At 38.2% G+C, this 19,149-nt stretch carries 11 protein-coding genes and 1 pseudogene; 2 read left to right on the top strand and 10 right to left on the bottom strand.

From position 1 onward, the window contains the following. From H3R21_RS03555 to H3R21_RS03595, 9 genes and pseudogenes are all read right to left on the bottom strand, one after another. Positions 1-4,996: DUF1542 domain-containing protein (locus H3R21_RS03555; RefSeq protein WP_198183085.1), on the bottom strand; the 4,996-nt coding region annotated here is incomplete at its 3' end. A gap of 552 nt (positions 4,997-5,548) precedes the next feature. Continuing rightward, positions 5,549-5,740, bottom strand: a pseudogene (locus H3R21_RS07545) (SLAP domain-containing protein); the annotation flags it as partial. A gap of 373 nt (positions 5,741-6,113) precedes the next feature. Then, complete coding sequence (locus H3R21_RS03565; RefSeq protein ID WP_046307494.1) at positions 6,114-6,374, bottom strand: SemiSWEET family transporter; 261 nt, start codon at positions 6,372-6,374, stop codon at positions 6,114-6,116. Positions 6,375-6,604: 230 nt separating this feature from the next. Next, on the bottom strand, positions 6,605-8,536 hold the full coding sequence (locus H3R21_RS03570; RefSeq protein WP_198183087.1) for a BglG family transcription antiterminator: 1,932 nt from the start codon (positions 8,534-8,536) through the stop codon (positions 6,605-6,607). 41 nt (positions 8,537-8,577) lie between these two features. Beyond that, positions 8,578-11,199 carry an alpha-mannosidase gene (locus H3R21_RS03575; RefSeq protein ID WP_198183089.1) on the bottom strand — a complete coding sequence of 874 codons (2,622 nt, stop codon included), beginning with the start codon at positions 11,197-11,199 and terminating at the stop codon, positions 8,578-8,580. An 8-nt stretch (positions 11,200-11,207) separates the two neighbouring features. After that, entirely contained in the window at positions 11,208-13,877 is a 2,670-nt protein-coding gene (locus H3R21_RS03580; protein WP_198183091.1) for a glycoside hydrolase family 38 C-terminal domain-containing protein, read from the bottom strand. 76 nt (positions 13,878-13,953) lie between these two features. Then, on the bottom strand, positions 13,954-15,054 hold the full coding sequence (locus tag H3R21_RS03585; RefSeq protein ID WP_046307501.1) for a PTS fructose transporter subunit IIC: 1,101 nt from the start codon (positions 15,052-15,054) through the stop codon (positions 13,954-13,956). Between the two features lie 2 nt (positions 15,055-15,056). Continuing rightward, a complete protein-coding gene (locus H3R21_RS03590) occupies positions 15,057-15,374 on the bottom strand; it encodes a PTS fructose transporter subunit IIB (RefSeq protein WP_046307502.1) in 318 nt (105 codons plus the stop codon). A 2-nt stretch (positions 15,375-15,376) separates the two neighbouring features. Then, positions 15,377-15,826, bottom strand: a complete 450-nt coding sequence (locus H3R21_RS03595; RefSeq protein WP_074425736.1) for a PTS sugar transporter subunit IIA — start codon at positions 15,824-15,826, stop codon at positions 15,377-15,379. 414 nt (positions 15,827-16,240) lie between these two features. On the opposite strand from H3R21_RS03595, the gene H3R21_RS03600 reads away from it, so the two are divergent. Both H3R21_RS03600 and H3R21_RS03605 read left to right on the top strand, forming a co-directional pair. Beyond that, positions 16,241-16,735: a cell division protein gene (locus H3R21_RS03600; protein WP_198183093.1), complete on the top strand. Its 495-nt coding sequence runs from the start codon at positions 16,241-16,243 to the stop codon at positions 16,733-16,735. Further along, positions 16,732-18,015: a glycosyltransferase family 2 protein gene (locus H3R21_RS03605; protein ID WP_109715745.1), complete on the top strand. Its 1,284-nt coding sequence runs from the start codon at positions 16,732-16,734 to the stop codon at positions 18,013-18,015. The genes H3R21_RS03600 and H3R21_RS03605 overlap by 4 nt, the downstream gene beginning before the upstream one ends. A 62-nt stretch (positions 18,016-18,077) precedes the next feature. On the opposite strand, the gene H3R21_RS03610 is transcribed toward H3R21_RS03605, so the two are convergent. Then, on the bottom strand, positions 18,078-19,148 hold the full coding sequence (locus H3R21_RS03610; RefSeq protein WP_370628089.1) for a S66 peptidase family protein: 1,071 nt from the start codon (positions 19,146-19,148) through the stop codon (positions 18,078-18,080). Position 19,149 lies beyond the last annotated feature (1 nt).

Consider the following 19,149-nt stretch of genomic DNA (forward strand, 5'->3'; position numbering starts at 1 on the left):
TAGCTTCATCTGCGATTTCTTGCTTAGCATTAGCCTTTTGGTCACTTAAGTCCTTACCTGGCTTGTAGGCTGCGTTGATCTTAGCTTTACCATCTTCTACTGCCTTAGCGACTTCTTCAAAACTTGTTGCAGCATCGATTGCAGCGTTTGCTTCTGCTACTGCCTTGTCAACATCTTGCTTCTGTTTGACCTTTTCTGCAGTAGTTAGCAGGTTGTCGGCATCAATTTTTCCTTTGACCTTGCTTGCTTCTTCAGCAATAGCCTGCTTACCGTTGTCTTTGGCATCTTTAAGTGTTCCAGCCACATATGTTGCATCGACTGCTGCTTTACCATATCTAAGTGCAAGAGCTACACCTTCACCACTTGTTGCAGCGTCGATATCATTTTTAGCTTTTTCACCCGCTACTTGTGCATCTTGCTTTTGTTTAGCTTTTTGTGCTGCACTTAGAATCTTATCAGCATCAATCCAACTTTCAACAAGTTTCACTTCAGCATCAATTTCAGCTTTGGCTTTAGCTTTAGCACCATCAAGATCGCCTGGTACATAAGCTGCTGCAATTGCAGCTTTACCATCTGAAAGAGCCTTTTCTACTTCTTCAAAACTTGTTGCACTATCAATATTGCTCTTAGCTGTGGCACCTGCAGCTTCAACATTTGCCGTTTGTTTATTCTTTTCACTAGCGCTTAGATTATTATCAGCCGCTATTAGACCTTTATATTTAGCTACTTCACGGTCAATTTCTTCTTTAGCCATTTGCTGAGCATCGGCAAGCGTTCCAGCTACATATGCACTATCAACATCTGCTATACCATCTGCTAAAGCTTGAGCTACTTCATCACCTGTTGTAGCTGCATTAATCTTGTTCTTAGCTGCTACCCCTTTACTTTCAGCTGCAGCTTTCTGAGCATTCTTTTTATCAGCTGGTAAGTGCTTATCAGCATCAATTTTTTCTTTAACTAGAGCTACTTCAGCATCTATTGCACCATTAGCTCTTAATTTTGCATCAGCAAGATTGCCTTGTTTATATGCATCTTTTACAGCATTTATACCAGCATCCAAAGCTTTGGCTACTTCTTCACCTGTTGTAGCTGCATTAATCTTATCCTTAGCAGAGATGCCTGCTGCTTCAGCATTTGCAATTTGAGTGTTTCTTTCCTCAGTTGTTAATGCCTTATCAGCATTAATCTTGGCTTTAGTTTCCGCAACTACTCTATCAATATCAGCACAAGCATCGCTCTTTATTTCATCTAGACTGAGTTTTACGTGGGCATTCTCAACTTCTCTTAGTCCATCATTTAGTGCTTTTTCTAGTTCATCACCAGTAGTAGCTAAATCAATATTATTCTTAGCTTTTGCTCCAGCTGCTTCAGCATTTGCTTTTTGCTCTTTCTTTCTAGCATCACTTAAATTGCTGTCATTATCAATCTCAGTCTTAGTTTCACGAACCTTCTCATCTATTTTTCCTTTAGCAATTGTTTTTGCGTTTGCCAAGTCAACTGACTGATGAGCTGCTCTAATATTGTCTATACCTTCGTTATATGCAACAAGTACTTGTTCAGCAGTTGTAATTGTGTCCTGATCAATTACTTCCTTAGCAGTTGTTCCAGCCGTCTCTGCTGCCGTACTTTGTGCAGCTTTTTCTGTGCTATTTAATGTCTTATCGGTATTAATGATACCTTTGACTCTTGAAACTTCTTGATCAAGAAGATCTTTATAATGTTGTTTAAACTCTTCAAGGGTCCCAGGAACATGTGCTTTCTCAATATCAGGCAAAGCTTCTTCAACAATCTTATTTATGCCACTAGCTGTAGTCGCACTATTAATTGCATCAATAGCTGTTTTTGCGCGATTCTCTGCGTCTGCTTTTTGGGCCTGTTTTTTATCGTCAGTTAGAAAACTATCATTATCAATCTCTTGTTTAACTTCTGTTAACTTGTTATTGATTTCGGTAATTGCATTATTCCTTAAAGCAGTTAAATCTTCATATTTGTAAACTAAAGTGTACTTTTGATCTGCCCCTAAATCTTTTTGATTTGGCATTTCAAAAGTTGAGCCAACAGATACTGGGGTACCGTTAAAAATAACCGCTTTAACTGCCATGTTTGGTATTTCAGGACCATCTGGGATTGTGATGGTATCTCCAGTTCTACCTTTAATTACGATTGGATTGGCTGGACTTAAAGCATTATTATTTGCGTCGATATAAGTTGGTGTGATTTCTTGTTCATCACCCTCAACATACAATATTACTGTTGGGTTATTGTCTGAAACCACCATTGTTGCTGGCTGGTTAGCTGCATCAATCTTGTAGTGGTAGCCTGCTGGCACATTAGTTTCTGTATAGTACTTATTTGTCCAATCAATGGTGTTACCGTAGTTTGCTGTAATTAAGCCGTTGTCTGCTTCTGTTCCTGCAATATTCTTTGGTGTTAAAACCTTGTCTGGATGGTTAACATCAACATACTTGTAGGTCACGTTTTGCTTGACACCGTAAACATAGACCTTATATGTGTATGAGTCCGTGTCCATTGGAACGTAAGCTATGTTTGCTTGACCATCGGCATCACCTTGGTCACCTTTACCTGAACCACCACTTTGTTTGTCTGCCTTAGCCCCAGCGTAAATCTGATTGCCTAAAGCCCACATGTAGCCTGCTGGAATATGATCAACAATATCCTGGCTAACTAACGGAATTGCTTGGCCAATATAAGCATCTTCATACAGAGTACCTTTCCCACCAAATGGTAGCTCATAATCCTGTCCTACTTGCTTACCTGTTTGGTCAATGAATTGTACCTTAACCTTACCCGGAGCAATTGCATCTGTCCGTAATTCACGCGTATATGCACTCATGATATTTGGATTAATTGAACCAGATGTTGATGATACAGTTGCCTTACCATTTGTGATGGTCATGTTGGTGAACCTGCCAGTGTATTGACCTTCAGGCATATTGGTTGAGGAATTGGTTCCATCCCAAGTTCTAATACTTGAGTTGTTAATTCTTAGACTACCACTTCCGGCTACAACCCCTCGTCTTGAAGCTGCAGGTACATCATTTTGCCCTGAAACAGATAAATCTAGTTCTTTTGGTGAAATGAAGGTTACACTCGAATTATTAGCCAAGTTAATAATTGCTCGGTTTGCTGCCCTCTGGTTGATTCTCATCGTTGTTCCGGCATTAAAGAGCATTGATTGGTTTCTTCTTAGTTGAATTGCCCCACCTCTAGTGGTTGCAGGACAGTCTAATTTGAAGTTTTGACCAAACACATAAGTAGCATAATTTGCTCCTGTACCTGCTCTAGTACCATCAATGAAGTATTGGAAACCTTCTTGCATCCAAGAAACATCATCACCAACTTTTACACTATATACGTATCTATATAGTGCAGGGAAGTCTGCAGATACACCCTTTAGTGTTCCCGCTGCGTTAGATGAACGGTCACCCATTACAAACTGATTACCTTCACCAATTGAACCCTCAGGTGCACGACTAGTGAAAGCAAATTCACCACTTTCAGAATCTACTCCTGCTGGAGCGTCTGGGTCAACGTCGTCATCGTCGTCGCCCGCAACTGCACCTTCAGTTCGTTCCATTATAACTGAACTATCATTTGCAATATATATACTTCCGGCTCCACGAACTACTTCATTAGCAATAACAAAAACGTTCTTACCAGAGAAGGTTACTCTTGAATTATTTGCCCTGACAGCTCTAATAGCATGATATTCATAACCCAAAGATTCAGTAACACTTAATCTGATATTATCGAAGTTAACAGCTAAATTAGAACCATCAGATGTGTATATTAGGGCCTTTTTATTACTTTTCACCGACCCACTGAATCCCTGTTTATAGTGAGTATTGATTAAAGTGAGGTATGTAACTGGCGATCTTCTATACGAAATCTCTTGATATTCAAAATTTTGATTCCCCATATCGATGGTATGGCCATTACCATTAATTACCAAACTTGCACCTGCAGCACGAATACCAAAAACAGCATAGTAGTCATAAGCGATGTCAGCAGTAACATTAACATAAGTAACAGCTGCATTATTCCAAGCTGCTGCCAATTCTTCTAAAGTTGCAACATCTCTTGAGATTGACTTATCCGGATTGGTTACTTGCTCCGGCACAGGAACGTCAACAGAGGTTTCTGTTTTACCACTTGCTTGTCCTAAAAGATCATTGAAAGCTGGACGCTTTTCATCTTTATCACTAGCAACAGTTGCTTCATTAGCAGAATTTGCTGGTTCACTGTCTCTAGCATCTACACTGGTTAACTTAGCTGATTCAGCATTTGCTGCGACATTTGAGGCTACCATAGAGCTAGCTTTTCTATTAACATCTTTTTTAATTGACGAACTAGCTAAATTATCATTAGCACCATCAACTGTCTTAAAGAATGAGCTTAGACCCTTGTAAGTTGATAAGTTTACCTTTTTTGTGACTGGCTTTTGAGTCTTGTCTACTTTAGGCGCTTTTTCAACTTTTGCATTATCAGAATCACTTGCTGAAGTATTTCCACTTTGGTAGCTAGCATTAATATTGGTAATTGTCTGATCTATAATTTCTTTAACACTCACCAGATCAGTAGCTTCGTTAGCTTTAATTTTGGCATCATTAACCAAACTATCAATAGTCGCAATTTGAGTAGCTTTTTCGTCTTCTGACAGTCTTTGATCACTACTAATAGCTGTTTTAACACTATCAGCCTCATTATCTAAAGTGGCTGCCGCATTTAGCTTAGCATTAGACAGCGACCGTTCTTCAACTTCGTTCAGTACTTCTTGATCGGCATTTTTTACGCCACTTTGAGTCTCAACTTCAGCGGCTTTAACAGGTGTAGTTATAGTACTACTAGTATAAACTCCGCCCAATATAAACGCTAAAAGTGAATAGCTGACTAGCCAGCCCTTCTTGCCTTTATGCATTCTATAATTGGTATTTTTGACTTCCTCAGTAGGATTGGATTTATTATATTTTTTCATTTACGTCCTCTCATCAGCATTACATCTTATAGTTTACTTCTATACTCTATGTATAACTTTATGTATACAAAATAAATCGTATCATTTTTATTTATAAATATAAAGGTGTTTTTATATTATTTTTATATTCAGTTATAAAAGGTAAACAGAACGCTAAATCTAATGAACCAAATTACATAAGCCTCATGATGTACTTCCTTTATTTTCTAAATACCTAAGACATTATCGGCTACTTATCACCATTTTATATTATTACCGGCAAATTAAAGATAAAAATAAATATCATCTAATTCTAAGCAATTTACTATCTGTGTATTTATTAACATTTGCTAAAAGATAATAAACAAAGTTATTAATATAACCTTTGATGATATTTTACTTTTTATAATTACGTATAGCTTATGTTTATAAATATACTTTTTATTACTAATCGCTAATAAATATGGTTTTTGTCTAATACAAAATATAAAATAACGTTAATTAAGCAAAAAAGAAGCTCCTGTCTTAAATTAGTTAGTAGCTTCTTTGCTTTGACTAAATAGTTATTGCGCTCTAAATAGCTAGTTTAATTTTATTCAAATGCAGTTTGCTTGATAAATTGCTTGCTACCAATTGAGTATATGCTTTGCCACTAATAGCAACAAGTGCACCATGGGTTTGAACAGTCTCACCAGTTGTAATTTCAGAATCAGCTTTTATGATAAAATTATTAATCCGTTGACCATCACCGTTATAAATGTATGTATCAAGACCTAAAACAGCATTAGCTGCTACTCCTGCTGCAAGTACATTATTTGCTTGTCATTCTTGAGTTCATGAAATTCACTATTACCAATCATCCGAATGCCGTAGGTCGTCAGGTTTGAAACCCCCTCTTAGCTGTTAGCACATAATGCCTTCTTTATTTTTGAAGTATGCATTACGTGCAAGTTTCTGAACCATTGCTGCTGGACCATTTGAATCAAAGTTATTCGAGCCAGAAATGCGAATAATATCTGAAATACTAAAGTTTAATTTTACGGTCTTTCATCTTGGCATTTGTATAATAAATCAGTAACTACAACAGCAAATAAAAAGGTCATCCCTAAAGTAGGAATGACCTTTCAATATTTAACTCTTATAGAGCAGTGAAAAACGCAATTAAGCCGAAAACAAAGCCGATGGCATTGCAGGCAGCTATTGGAATATCACGCTCTTCTTTAAAGAGCCCGTAAATAACCCATAGTAGCGTATTAATTGCTGTAGCGAGTGGCTGGATTGGATTGCCTTTAACTCCATTCAGATTACTAATAATTTGTGGAATGTAGGACACATACATAATAATTGCCGTCACAGAGGCAACCCATCCTAAAATTGTCATTGCTTTTTCTAATTTCATTGCTTCATCTCCTTGTCGCACAATTCTATCATTGTGTAATTCTTCACTCAAGAGCATTTAGTTTGGCTATAGTTTTTAAAAATATAGTCTTAGTTGAGGCTAAATGCTATGACAAAACCCTTTAACTTCAAGCTTATTTTCAAGTTCAGTATAGAACAATTTTACTTAAAACTAGCAAAAAACGAACTGCTAAAAAAGTTCGTTTCGCTGATTAATTATTTTTTGTACTATCAGTAGCTTGATTTAATTAATGAACTAATTGCGTGCTTAATTTCTTTGGGACTTGAGCTCTTATCAATAATTTTGCGAAAAGTTAGATTAGTTTGTAAATCAACAATGAAATCAAATAATTTCTGGACACTTAGATAATCTTGACGGGCAATTGCCAAGAGAAATACATATTTAACTTCATTTTTTTCATCCCATTTGATTGGCTTATCTAAGCGAGCAAAAGATACCTTTGATTTTTTCGTAGCATAGCCTAAGGAATGCGGGATAGCTATTTTTCCACCAATTGCGGTTGAATACATCTTTTCTCGTTCGTCTACACGTTGTTTGAAATCTTTGTTAACAATTTTTTTACGCTCTAAGTTTTTAATTAGCATATCGAGTAATTGCGCTTTGGATAACGGTTCTTGCACTAAGTAGATATTTTCCTCATCAAACAGCTTATTAATCGCGCGGTATGGATTATTAAGTGATTTCAAATATTCAGACAGTTGCAAGATATCATTGTGAAAATTAGTTAAATCAATTTGAATCACTGGTACCGTGTCATCAGTCAAAGGCACCATCGAAATAAGAAAGTCATTACCACTTGCTTTACCTGCTAGATACTCATCATAGGTATAAGTTCCCGTAATATTTAAAAAGGACGCAAATTGAGTTTGCAATTTTGCACGTACAAGTGCAGCTGTTGAAATTCCATTCCCGCAAATTAGTGCAGCGTTTTTTTGAGACGAAAGATTTCCCTGCCGCTCAATCGATGCACCTATATGCAGCGTAATGAAGGAGAGTTCATCGTCATTCAATTTTAAATTGAGCATGTGCTCCAAAATTGGTGCTGAATAAGCCGTAATTTCATACGCATAGGGAAAAGTGGACAATATGACGTTTAACAACGGATTCTTCCGATTACCATTAACCGTCTTAATTTTCACTAGATTGGTCAAGTGTTGCGTCAAATTAACCCGCAGTTCACGATCATCTAATAAATCGATTGCAAACTCTTTTTTGATATTTTCCAAAAAAATCGTAATGGCACTATTAATATTGTCCTTTATACTAACGTGATCATTTTCACTTACACATTCAGGATAATTCAAAGCAAAATGATAAATTAGGTCATTGGCTTCTACTTGATTGAACTCCACTTGGAATTCTGCTTCCAATTTTTGAAACAGTTTTTGAATAGCGCTCTGAGCCGGAAGCTTAATTTCCACCGAATTACCAGTCTCTATCCGGTAACCCATCTTAATTCTCGAGATTGCTAAGGCAAGATGCAAGATAATGTTTTTAGTATTAATATCCGATAAGTGGTAACTATAATGACGTAAAAAACCATGCACCGTTTCTTTTAACAAGTTCAAATCTAAGTTAGCAAAAATACTCTTCTCGCGTTCTGTAAAGTCAACGATATAGCTATTCGACTTCTTATTAATAAGTTTACTAATAATAAAATTGCGTTTGGCAGATTCAGAGCCGTCAACATAATACTCATCTCCATCTTTCACAACTCGTAGTCCAAAATCACTGAACTCTTTCTTAATTGTTACCAAGTATGTGAAGAAGGTATTATCACTGATAAACAGCTTCTCTGTCAGATCATCTAATTTAACACGACTATTAACCAATAAGTACTGCTCAACTTCAGCAATTCGCTCACCTGAACTTGAAGCCGGCAAATCACTTCGTGCCAATTCCGTTAGCTTTTGCTCAGTTTTTTTATCAAAATCACTTAGGTAAAAGCCCTCGCCTCGCTTATTTTTTATTTCAACTTGCAAGCTGCTTAATTCACGGTTTAATGCTTGAATATCGGATCTAATTGTTCTCGTACTTACATTGCACTTTTGAGCTAAAAAGGAGGCAGAAACGTAGCGGTTGGCGGAATTATTTAATAAAAATTCGAGGATCATTCCCAATCGTTTATAAGATAGTTTCATACATTCACTTCTTCTCATTTAGTTATATAAGTTACAAACTGCTATATTTGCTTAATCAAGGTCAACATGTCATAAGGGGCAATTTGGTAATCCTGGTCAATTATCTCTTCCAAACCGTTCACTACAGTAAAGCCAGCGTCTTTTAGATAAGAAACATCAACTACTTCTGCGGTCGGATTTGAAAGACGGAGAACCAAGTTGTTTTTAATTGTGTATGCAGGATACAGTGCTGAAACTTCAACATTTTGCTTGATATTTAGCCAAGATTCAGTTTGTTCAATCTTGGTTAATTTTGGTGAAAATTCAATATCCCATAACTTGTTATCAAGACGATTAACAAAGAGATTATATTTTTGCATCTGGTAACTAACTGATGGGGCATACCAATCGCTGATTACTTTTGTCAGTTTATTTTCTGCAAGCTCAGCATTACTTGGGGCATACAAACCAAACGAGAACTCATTAGCTCCAGTTTCTTGAGCTAACGGCGTTGGCATCATGATATGGCCAACAGAAGTTGTGTCTCCAGATGCACGTCCAGGACGCCACAATAAGTCTGATTTACCCAGTTGTCCCGTAGTTGCCATAAGCGTGATATAAAGGGAACCGTCAACTTTTTCATATTCCTTTTGACCAGTTCCAAAGAAATAGAGACCGTCTTTCTTATCATGTAAGCCGACTGCACGATCAAAAATATAAATGTTAACTGGTTTTTCAACAAATTCATCGTTCCAGTTATCATCAATCGCTTCATTTTCTGTTTGACGAAAACCACCTTGAATCTGCGCGTGTGCCGCCTTAGTCGTAATACCAGTTTTTAGACGCAAGCGTAAGCGATGTGACAAAGCCTGATTATCAATCGTTAATTTGGCTGAAATCACATCCGAAGTGGCTGCTATCGTTAAAATTAATTGATAGCTCACATCAACTGTTTTAGGCGCTTCGTTGTCAACCCGGTCTTCCAAATCAAACGGTAATTGCCATGTGCCAGTTAGAATCAATCTTTCAATTCCATCAGCAACTTCTTTTTTGATTGTTCCATTCCAATCAAGTTGCTTCTCTTCATCCCATCGAAGTGGCGAGAAATCATAGGTATCACCATCATTAGCTTGATCATAAATACTAATAACATCATTGAATGTCTTGTATTTAGTGCTTAAATAAAAGGCACCATCTTCAAAGGCCAGTTGAACCCGGTGATTACCAATTGATTTTCCACTTATGCTTTGGAACTCGTCTACTGCTTGATCACTATCCTCGAAATGCAGCACTTGATAACCTAAACCAGCCATTTTTACTTCTAGACTGACCTTGAGTTTAAAGTAGCCTGGTTCATCCTTAAATTCATAGCCGTTTGGCGTTAACTGCATAATATGTGGACGCGATTTAACTTCTTCCTTGCCCACAATCACAGCCTTATTCTCTGCTGGGAATTTAACTTGACTACTTTGACTAACTACTTCAACTGTTTTGCGTCCATTAAACTCGTATGGATCAGTATTAAAGACAATGACATCGTGATCAGACAGATTTAACCGTTGTGCGATTCTCTTCTTAATATAGTTTTCCACACCATCAGCAATCTCGTTTGCTTGCTTAATCCGGTGCTCCATGTCAACTGCAACATTATCAGTAACACTTCCACCCAAAGTGTCATGTGGTTGCAATTCAAATAATAATTTCCACAGTTTAACCACAATTCCATTTGAAATTGGAATATCTGCATACTTGGCAATTACCATAAGTGGTTCTAAACGTCTGGTAATAGCTTGTTCAAGTTCAAAATTACTTCGCTTATTACGCGATCTAACCGATGTAATTGTCCTGTGAACTCGAGAATAAGTTGGATATCTTAATTCCCCTTGATATTCTGGTAGTTTCTTAGAACGTAACTTGTTCATAAACTGTGGATATGTACTAATTTCGACATCATTTTGCGAAAGCTCGTTAACTTTTTCAATTGTTTTTGAAACATCATGAATGATGTTCATTTGATCGATTCCAGAAGGAACCAAAACCTCATCATTATTGCCATTTAATGCTTCAAATTCAATTCCCTTATCTAAGCGATTTTTGACAAAATCTTGTAAGTTGCGCTTTGATTCCAAATCGATTTGACCGGTGTAATACCCCAGTGGGAAATTAGCCGCAAAGACAGCTTTGCCACCTATTGCTTTCCATTTAAAGTATACAGAATTAGTTTGTCGTTTAAAATTCGTCCCACGCCAAGATAAAAAGTCATGGATACCCACTTGATTTAAAATCATTGGCAAGTTGGCATTAAAGCCAAAAGTGTCAGGCAAATAACCTAACATCATTGGTTCACCATAATTTTCTCTTGCGTCGATAATACCGATAATCAAGTTACGCAATAACGACTCAGCACTCGGTACCATTGCATCTGTTTGGGTATACCATGGTCCAATGAATAGCTGCTTTCGGTTAACTAAACGGTGAATTCGCTCCTTGGCTTCAGGATGAATTTCGACATACTCGTCCACAATTGACATCTGGCCATCCAAAGTAAAGTTTGCTTCTGGATGATCCTCAAGTTCGTCCAAAACTTGTGTAAACAATTGATCACTTAAAACCTGAGCATCCTGAGTAGTGAAATACCATTCTCGATCCCAGTGTGTGTGATTTACAAAATATGCTTTAACCATAATTTCTCCTATAATTCAAAATAAACTGTCATGAACTTAGCGTGATTAATTTCTGGCAGAACAACTGTCCGGTTGTCTACCTGCAAATCCGCAATTTTGTTTCCTAATAAGTCGACTAGTTGCACCACTTGTGGTTGCTTATTAAACGTAATTTTGTCACCTACAGGATGAAACAGCGGATTATACAATCTCATTTGATAGCCTGTGCCCTCTTCTGTTTGTTCAACCGTGCTGATAACTAACTGGTCATCGGTCTTAAAGAGGCTGAGTTCAGGATCAGCTGTTCGCTTAACCGGATTGAATGGAAAAGTTAATCGACCATTCAAAAATTCCGCATATTGATAGACCTGTAGTGGTGTCTCAAACGCTTTAACCTCGCTAGCCAAAGCAGCCTGATCATAGCCAGTTTGCATGGTTGTCATGGCTAACTCGAAGGATAAGTGCTGATTTAGTTCAGCCTCAGGCGTTGGCACGGTTTCATCCCCCGATGCTCTTCCCGGTCGATAGAGCAAGTCGCGTTTTCCTAGCATTCCATATGTCCGGAAAACAGTTAATCTAATTGTGGCGTTGTCTTTTCCAATACATTCGTATTCACGAACTCCTTGTGGAATAAGTGCAAGCCCACGTTCATGATCGGACATCGCAACAAAGCTTTGAACAGTGTTAATCGAAATTGGCTTTTCTTGCCATGCACCTTGATTTTGGTGCCAGTCTTTTAAAGCTTGCTTCTTCTTTAGCGGACGTTTTATCGTACCAAACTGAATGTCGGCAATACTTGTATTAGTAACTACTTCACTGTCAAAATCGATGCATAAACGGTGACTCTTTGGCAGTCTGTTATCGACATTAAGCTCAAATTTGATCAGCTTTGATGCCTGATCAAGTGTCACTATCATTTGCGTTGGCATCTTCACATCAGTCAAGCCCTTAGCCCGAGCAGCCAAATCACTCGGTACACTAAAATCATAGTCAATAATTAATTTGCTGCTTAGTGCATTTTGGATGCATTGTGAGCGATGAGGTTGTGCTGTTGAGTAACTAACTAAATCCTGTTTGGCAGGTGAATAGTTGTAGGAGTCACCATCATCACCATTTTCTTCTAAGATTGCTTGTTTCCGATATAAGTGATTATTCAGTTTATCCAAAATGTCTAAACTACCATCAACATTTACTGAAATTTGATAGAACTCATTTTCAATCTTGGTTCCAGTTTGTCTTGTTGGTAAGTCAATTTCCTGGTCCTGCTCTGAAAGTAAAGATAACTGTTTGTAACCAAAAGCGGGGATGCTTGCTAACTGCATGTTCACATCAAGCTGATACACTTTTTCCGGTAAATAAATTGCTTGACCTGGATCAAGTTGAATTGTTGAGGACGTAATTAACTCAGTTACATCTTTGACAGCAGTGATTTCAAAGGGGATATTTTGCCCGTTATAATCTTGAATTTTGAAGTTACGACTTGGGGAATATATCCGTTTGCTTATCACACCGCCGCGTTCAACTGGCAAGGTATTGAAAACGGTCAGTGTAATTGGGTGACCATCATTTTTAACACCTGTGGAAATTTGCCGTAAAGTTACTTCAACCAGCGCAGTCGCTATATCTTCGGCCTTTTGATAGCGTGCTTTAATATCCGCGTTTACCCGATCAGACACACAGTTTCCCATTGAATCATGTGCTGCATTCTTAGCCATTTTTTTCCACAAGTCTTCAAGCGTTTTGGTTGGATAAGGTATGCCAAAATAGCTTCCTAGTGCAAGAACTGGTTCTACGACATTTGCAAGATAATTTTGCAATTTGGTGTTGAGGGCTTTTAAGTCGGCACGTGAAGATGAGATTGACTTATGAACACGCATGTCCTTGCCACAATCCTGCTCTCCCGTAATCAGTCGCAATTCAGGTTTAGCTTCTTTAACAGCTGTAATGTAATCCTCGAGTGAAGCAACTTCAAAAGTGAACTTTCCTTTATTTGCTTGATTAAGCCGCTCGATAAACTCAGGTAGATCAAAACGTAACGGTGCCATATCAGAGCCATTTGGAAATAGCACATTATCAGTTGAAGCTTGGTCAACAACTGTTTTAAATGGTTCTTCAGTCATTAACTGGGCTAGCTTAGTTTCATCGACTACGCCGCCAATAAAGTAACCACAGGCCATCCGGAAAACACTGATTTCTGAGCCGTCCTCACCTTGCCAAGTAAATTCGGATTGCTTAGTATCATCAAGTGAAAAGCCACGGTACAAAACAGCATCATCAATACCAAGCTGTTGATATATTTGGGGCATACTTGATTCTTGACCAAATGAATCAGGAACATAGGCAACGTTCATATGCCCACCTAATTCATCACTCTGCTTCATTCCAATACGTAAGTTGTTAATAATGCTTTCCCCAGAAGCTAGATACTGATCCGTTTGGGTATACCATGGTCCGAGAATTAGTTTCTTTTCTTTAACTAACTTCTCAACCCGCTTTCGCTCTTGCGGACGCCAGTTTAAATAATCCTCAATTAGTGAAGACTGACCGTCCAGCAAAAAAGAACCATATTGTCCTGAAGCTTCAAGATAATCAAGAACATCTTTTAAATCTTTTAGTAGATATACTTTCGCTTGATCTGAGGTAAAGAACCATTCCCTATCCCAGTGAGTATGTGGAACGACAAAAACTTTTTTTACCATTTTTTCTCCTAAAAATAAAAAACTATAGCTAGAAAAGATTGATTTGATTCCCAACTATAGTTTTTTCGGTTTCATATTATTGGATGTTTAATTCAATATCATCATCACTCATTGATTCTTCACCAGGTGTAGAATCTTTGTCAGTAAAGTCAGCAACTAATGGAGCGACAATTGCAATGAACAAAGCACAAACTAGAATTCCGCCGAGGTAAGCTAAAATATTGTCGGCTGTTAAAATTCCAGGTAAACCGCCTAGAGGTGGGATATGTGATTTAACACCTAGCCATGCACCTGCTGCTGAACCAAGTGCACCACCGATAACGTTTACAATGATTAATTGAGGAGCTTTCATCATGAATGGAATAGCTCCTTCAGTAATTCCAAATGTACCCATAATTAAGTTGTTATGACCCATCTCTAGCAATTCTGCTGAGAAACGCTTCTTAGGCCAAATGAAACTCATAAGTGCGTAACCCATTGGGATTGCACAAATGGCGATGTTAGTATAGAGACATGGTTGGTAAATTCCTTCGATAAAGAAGAAGTTACCTACACCCCAAGCTGCCTTGTTGATAGGACCACCAAGGTCTGAACCAATCATGGCGCCCATAATGGCAGCTAACAAAATAGCGTTAGTCTTTTGTTCTACCATGAACTTAACCCATGAGGTTAAACCATTATTAAGCCAGGCAAGTGGCGGTGTTAAGACTACACCAACAAACAAAGCAACCGAACCAACGGTTAAAAGTGGCATAACAATTAATTCAATAGCTGAATTCCACTTTTCTGGAACTTTGATTTTACGGCACCAACGTGCAACATAACCTGCAATCAAACCAGCTGCAATCGCACCGATGAAGCCAAGTTGGTTATTGGTTGCTAATTGTCCACCGATAAAGCCGGCTCCCAAAGCTGGTTTGTCACCAAGCGCATAGGCAATGTAGCCACCAATAACCAGGTTAACTAGGCCGATACCTATCCAACCAACGGAGTTAATTTGATAAAGCAAGTGGAAAAAGCCACCAGTTTTGGCAAATTTAGAAAGGTCACCATAACCAAAACACATACCAATTAATTGCGGAACACCAACAACTAGCGCACCACCAATAACTGTCGGGATCATGTAAGAGATCCCACTCATAATGGCTCCTTCCCATTCTTTCAAAATTCTCTTCATTTTTAGTTCTCCTTCTTAACCGCAGCAGCACACTTCTTCAAGACAGCTTTAGGTGCCTTGATACAGGTGTTGATATCTACTCGAATAATTGGTTTACCTTCAAAACGTTCCATACTAGTGATTTTTTGATCAGATGCAATCAAGACAAAGTCAGCTGCATCTGCTTCTGCTTGAGTAATTGGATTAACTGGACCCATCATCCCTTGTTGCTCAATTCTGACATTCCAATCTAATTCCTTACCCGCTTTTTCCAAGGCTTTAGCTGCCATTGGAGTATGGGCTAATCCAGCTGGACATGCTGAAACTCCTACTACATTCATAGTTATTCTCCAATCTTTTGATTAATAAAGTTGGCTATCTCTTCTTTAGAGGTCAACTGACGTAACTCTTGTTTGAAATCATCCTCAAGTAAGGCAGTAGACAAACTTGCTAACATTTTCAAGTGCTCATCCCCAGCATTTTCTGGTGGCACCATCAACGCAAATACATCCGTCACCGGCTTGTCATCGTATGTTTGCCAATCAAGTGGTGTGGTCAATCTGAAGTAGATAAAACCTGGCCGCTTGACTGTCTCCGTTTTTGCATGTGGGATTGCAAAACCGTCTTCTAACCCAGTTGGATATTCTTGTTCTCTTGCCAAAAAGCTTTGCTCTAGTTCACTTGCATCTGCAGCAAAACCTGCATTACAAGCAACTTGCGAAGCATACTTTAAAAAGGAATCAACACTTTGCTCATTGACGTCCAAATAAACGTCATTAGCTGAAAATTTCATTACCTGTTCTCACTTCCTTATTTTGAAACCCTTTACATTTATTTATACTAAACTGTTATCAATATTTTGTAATTACAAGCTTTTTCCATATTAAGTGGAAAAAGCATATTTTTATTCACAGCTAGTAAACAAGGTGCTACAGCACTTTATGCAAATATATCGCAGACTTCTGCGATGATTTTTGGCACAAAAACAGAGTCATTTATTTGAAAATGACTTTGTTAGAGCGCTTAGAATTGTTCTTTAATTTACTTCGACATTTATTAAGTAAGGTTAAAGTAGTTAAGCAAATGATAATCTTTCTTGAAAATTTCTAAAGCTGGGTATTCAAAATTGCACATAAATCCAAACCATAATAAAGTATAAAACGCACTTTGTTAATGCACAGTTTACCTAGCAAGGAGGGAAATTGCTTTGAAGCAGAAAAGAACAACTGACTTAATTGAAGATGACTATTTTACTAGTGGAGATTGGCACCTAAAAATCGAGCAAACAAGCATAGCTTTGCTCGGCTGGCTATTTGTTTTTTTGCCCTTTTTTGGATTAGCCCTACCACTTTGGCAGCCTCACTTTGCATCCCTACTCCCCTTTAACTACAATACTGCTATTTTGCGTCCACTGGAATTTTTAGCAAAATTCTTTGACGATTACTTTGTTTTTATCAGCATCTCCTATCTAACATTAACTTTTTTAAACAATTATCGCTTCGCTGCTAGCTGGCGTGACCATCTCGTAGTTGACCAAGACCGGCAACAAGAGCGTTCACAACTAGTCGAACAGGCCTGGCAGGAGAAATTTGGTAACTCGGACGAACGGCACAACTGCAGTTTTTATTGTGTTGAGCCGCAACAAAACCTTGAGACTGACTTTGCTCAGACACTATTTGCCAAAGGAGAAAGGAAGTTATGACATCAATCTGGCTAATAGCTAAAACAGTTTTTAAAGTACTATTTTTGATTTTAGTTTCCTACCCAATCTTAGGCGGTTTGGCCTGGTTCGTTGGTGGACTTTGTTATAAATATGTTTTTAAAAACAAAAAGAGGAACTTCACGATTTTGGACTCACGTGAACAGCCCTTTATTACCATCATGGTTCCCGCTCATAATGAAGAGGTTACAATTAAAGAAACGATTAGCTACCTACTTAATGAGTTAAACTACACTAATTATGAAGTACTAGTGATCGACGATTGCTCAACCGACAATACACCCAAAATTCTGCATAAATTGCAGCAACAATCTAAGCGATTGCGTGTAATTCGCTTAGCTGAAAATAAGGGTAAGGCTCATGCTTTTAATATCGGCCTCGCTTTTGCTAAAGGTGACTTAGTGCTCAGCAACGATGCGGATACACTTCCAGAAGCAGATGCTCTGATGCGCTACGTTAATTATTTTAATAGTCCGGAAGGACAAAATATCGCTGCTGTGACTTCTAATGTGGAAGTTCGGAATAGAACCAAGTTGATTACCAAATCGACCACAGTTGAATTTTCAAGCATTGTTGGCATTATTAAAAGAGCGGAAATGGGGGTTTTCGGTAGTATTTTTGCCTATAGCGGTGCGAACACGATGTACCGCAAGAGTGCCCTAATTGATGTGGGGATGTTTCGACAGGACCGGGCAACCGAAGACATCAGTGTTGCTTGGGACCACCAACTGAACAACTGGTTGGCAGTTTTTGCCCCTGAAATCATTTCTTACACACTTGTTCCAGAAACGCTCAAAGAACTCTACCACCAACGTAAGCGCTGGGCAAAGGGTGGAACCGAAGTTTGGTTGACCAATTTAAGAAAGGTTTTACGCCATCCACTCAAAAATTTAGGTGAGTCATTAATGTTACTGGATCAAACACTAAGCATTTGTTGGTCTTTCTTCTTCTGGTTAGCCACATTTGTTTTCACCTATTTAGTAGGTAATTTTGCACTTACACAAAATTGGTCCCAGTTAGTTTACTTGTTATTCTCAGCTTTAATCTTGATTTGCTTTGAAATGATTGCGGGTACAATGCAATTAGTTATCGCACTAATGATTGACCGCAAAGGCAATAAGATTGAGTATTTACTATTTGCGCCAATTTACCTATTATGTTTGTGGATTATCAACACACTTACTATTGTGACAACTTTTGTTCCTGCAATTAAAACTATCTTGGGTCATGGCTCTGGAACTTGGGTCAGTCCTTCACGCTAATTTTTAATTTATCTACACAAAAAAGCCACCTAGCTCTATGCTAGATGGCTTCTTTTTTCTAATTATGCAAACCATGGTTCCATAATTGTCAGACTTGGCTGATCAAAGTCGATTTTCGCTAACGCACCATATGGCAATGCCGTATGTGGATAAGCGTGACCAAAATTGGCGTTATACAAAATAGGTGTATTGTATTCTTGTGTTACTTCAAGCAGTTCTTTTTGATATTCAGCAAAGTACTTTTTGTTTTGAGGTTTGCCAACTAAAATTGCTTGCGCATTTTCAAGAATTCCAGCTTCAGCGAGGCGCGCCAACTTTTTCCGATACAAAGCTGGTTCCGGCTGTTCTTCAGAAGTTTCAAGAAAGATGATTTTGTCCTTAGTTTCTTCTGGCTTTAAAAGCAATTGATAACGTGCAATCACTGCTGGTTCATCGCTATAGCGTTCTCCATCTAATGCATCATAAATGCTATCGATACAGCCACCCCACAAATGACCTTGAACTTGCCCGTGTCCACGCAAGACTTGATATCCAGAATCTTGGTGACTGACACGTGGTTGGCCAACTTGGACAGCAGAAAAATCTGTTCTTTCCTCATACCAAGTTTCACTCGCTGGAATTTCAGTAGTGGCAGGATTGGTGAAAAAGTGCTCGATTGTCTTCTTCGTATACGGCAGCATTTCTGTATCAAGTTCTGCAAAATCGTTTAAAAAGCTTGGACCATAAAAGCTCTGCATCCCTAGCCGGTAAAACATCAGATGGTCAATTGTTGTGTCTGAAAAACCAGTGAACAGTTTTGGCTGCTTAACCACTGCCTGTTTAAATTCTTCGTCTTCCATTAAAAAGGGCAAAATCTTGAATGTGTCATCGCCGCCGATAGCCGCAATTATTCCTTTTATTTCTGGATCAAGAAAAGCTTGTTTCAGATCGGTCGCCCTTTTTTCAGGATGATTTTTGACAAAATCTATTCCTTTAAGAGCATTAGGCATAAAAACAGGTGTTAATCCCAGTTCTTCAATTCTTTTTTTACCCAGCTTAAGTTGATGAGCTGCAAAGTCCTCACCCAGTGTTCCCTGCGAAAGGCTCACAACAGCAATTTTGTCACCTTGAGCTAATTTAGATGGTTTTTTCAAC

The organism is Lactobacillus sp. W8172, assembly GCF_016102055.1.
GTDB lineage: Bacteria > Bacillota > Bacilli > Lactobacillales > Lactobacillaceae > Lactobacillus > Lactobacillus apis_A.

Bases quoted from the DNA above. Each gene is read 5' to 3' on its own strand.
- H3R21_RS03590 (WP_046307502.1), bottom strand. From the start codon at position 15,374: ATGAATGTAGTAGGAGTTTCAGCATGTCCAGCTGGATTAGCCCATACT.
- H3R21_RS03570 (WP_198183087.1), bottom strand. From the start codon at position 8,536: ATGAAACTATCTTATAAACGATTGGGAATGATCCTCGAATTTTTATTA.
- H3R21_RS03580 (WP_198183091.1), bottom strand. From the start codon at position 13,877: ATGGTAAAAAAAGTTTTTGTCGTTCCACATACTCACTGGGATAGGGAA.
- H3R21_RS03605 (WP_109715745.1), top strand. From the start codon at position 16,732: ATGACATCAATCTGGCTAATAGCTAAAACAGTTTTTAAAGTACTATTT.
- H3R21_RS03565 (WP_046307494.1), bottom strand. From the start codon at position 6,374: ATGAAATTAGAAAAAGCAATGACAATTTTAGGATGGGTTGCCTCTGTG.
- H3R21_RS03585 (WP_046307501.1), bottom strand. From the start codon at position 15,054: ATGAAGAGAATTTTGAAAGAATGGGAAGGAGCCATTATGAGTGGGATC.
- H3R21_RS03595 (WP_074425736.1), bottom strand. From the start codon at position 15,826: ATGAAATTTTCAGCTAATGACGTTTATTTGGACGTCAATGAGCAAAGT.
- H3R21_RS03575 (WP_198183089.1), bottom strand. From the start codon at position 11,199: ATGGTTAAAGCATATTTTGTAAATCACACACACTGGGATCGAGAATGG.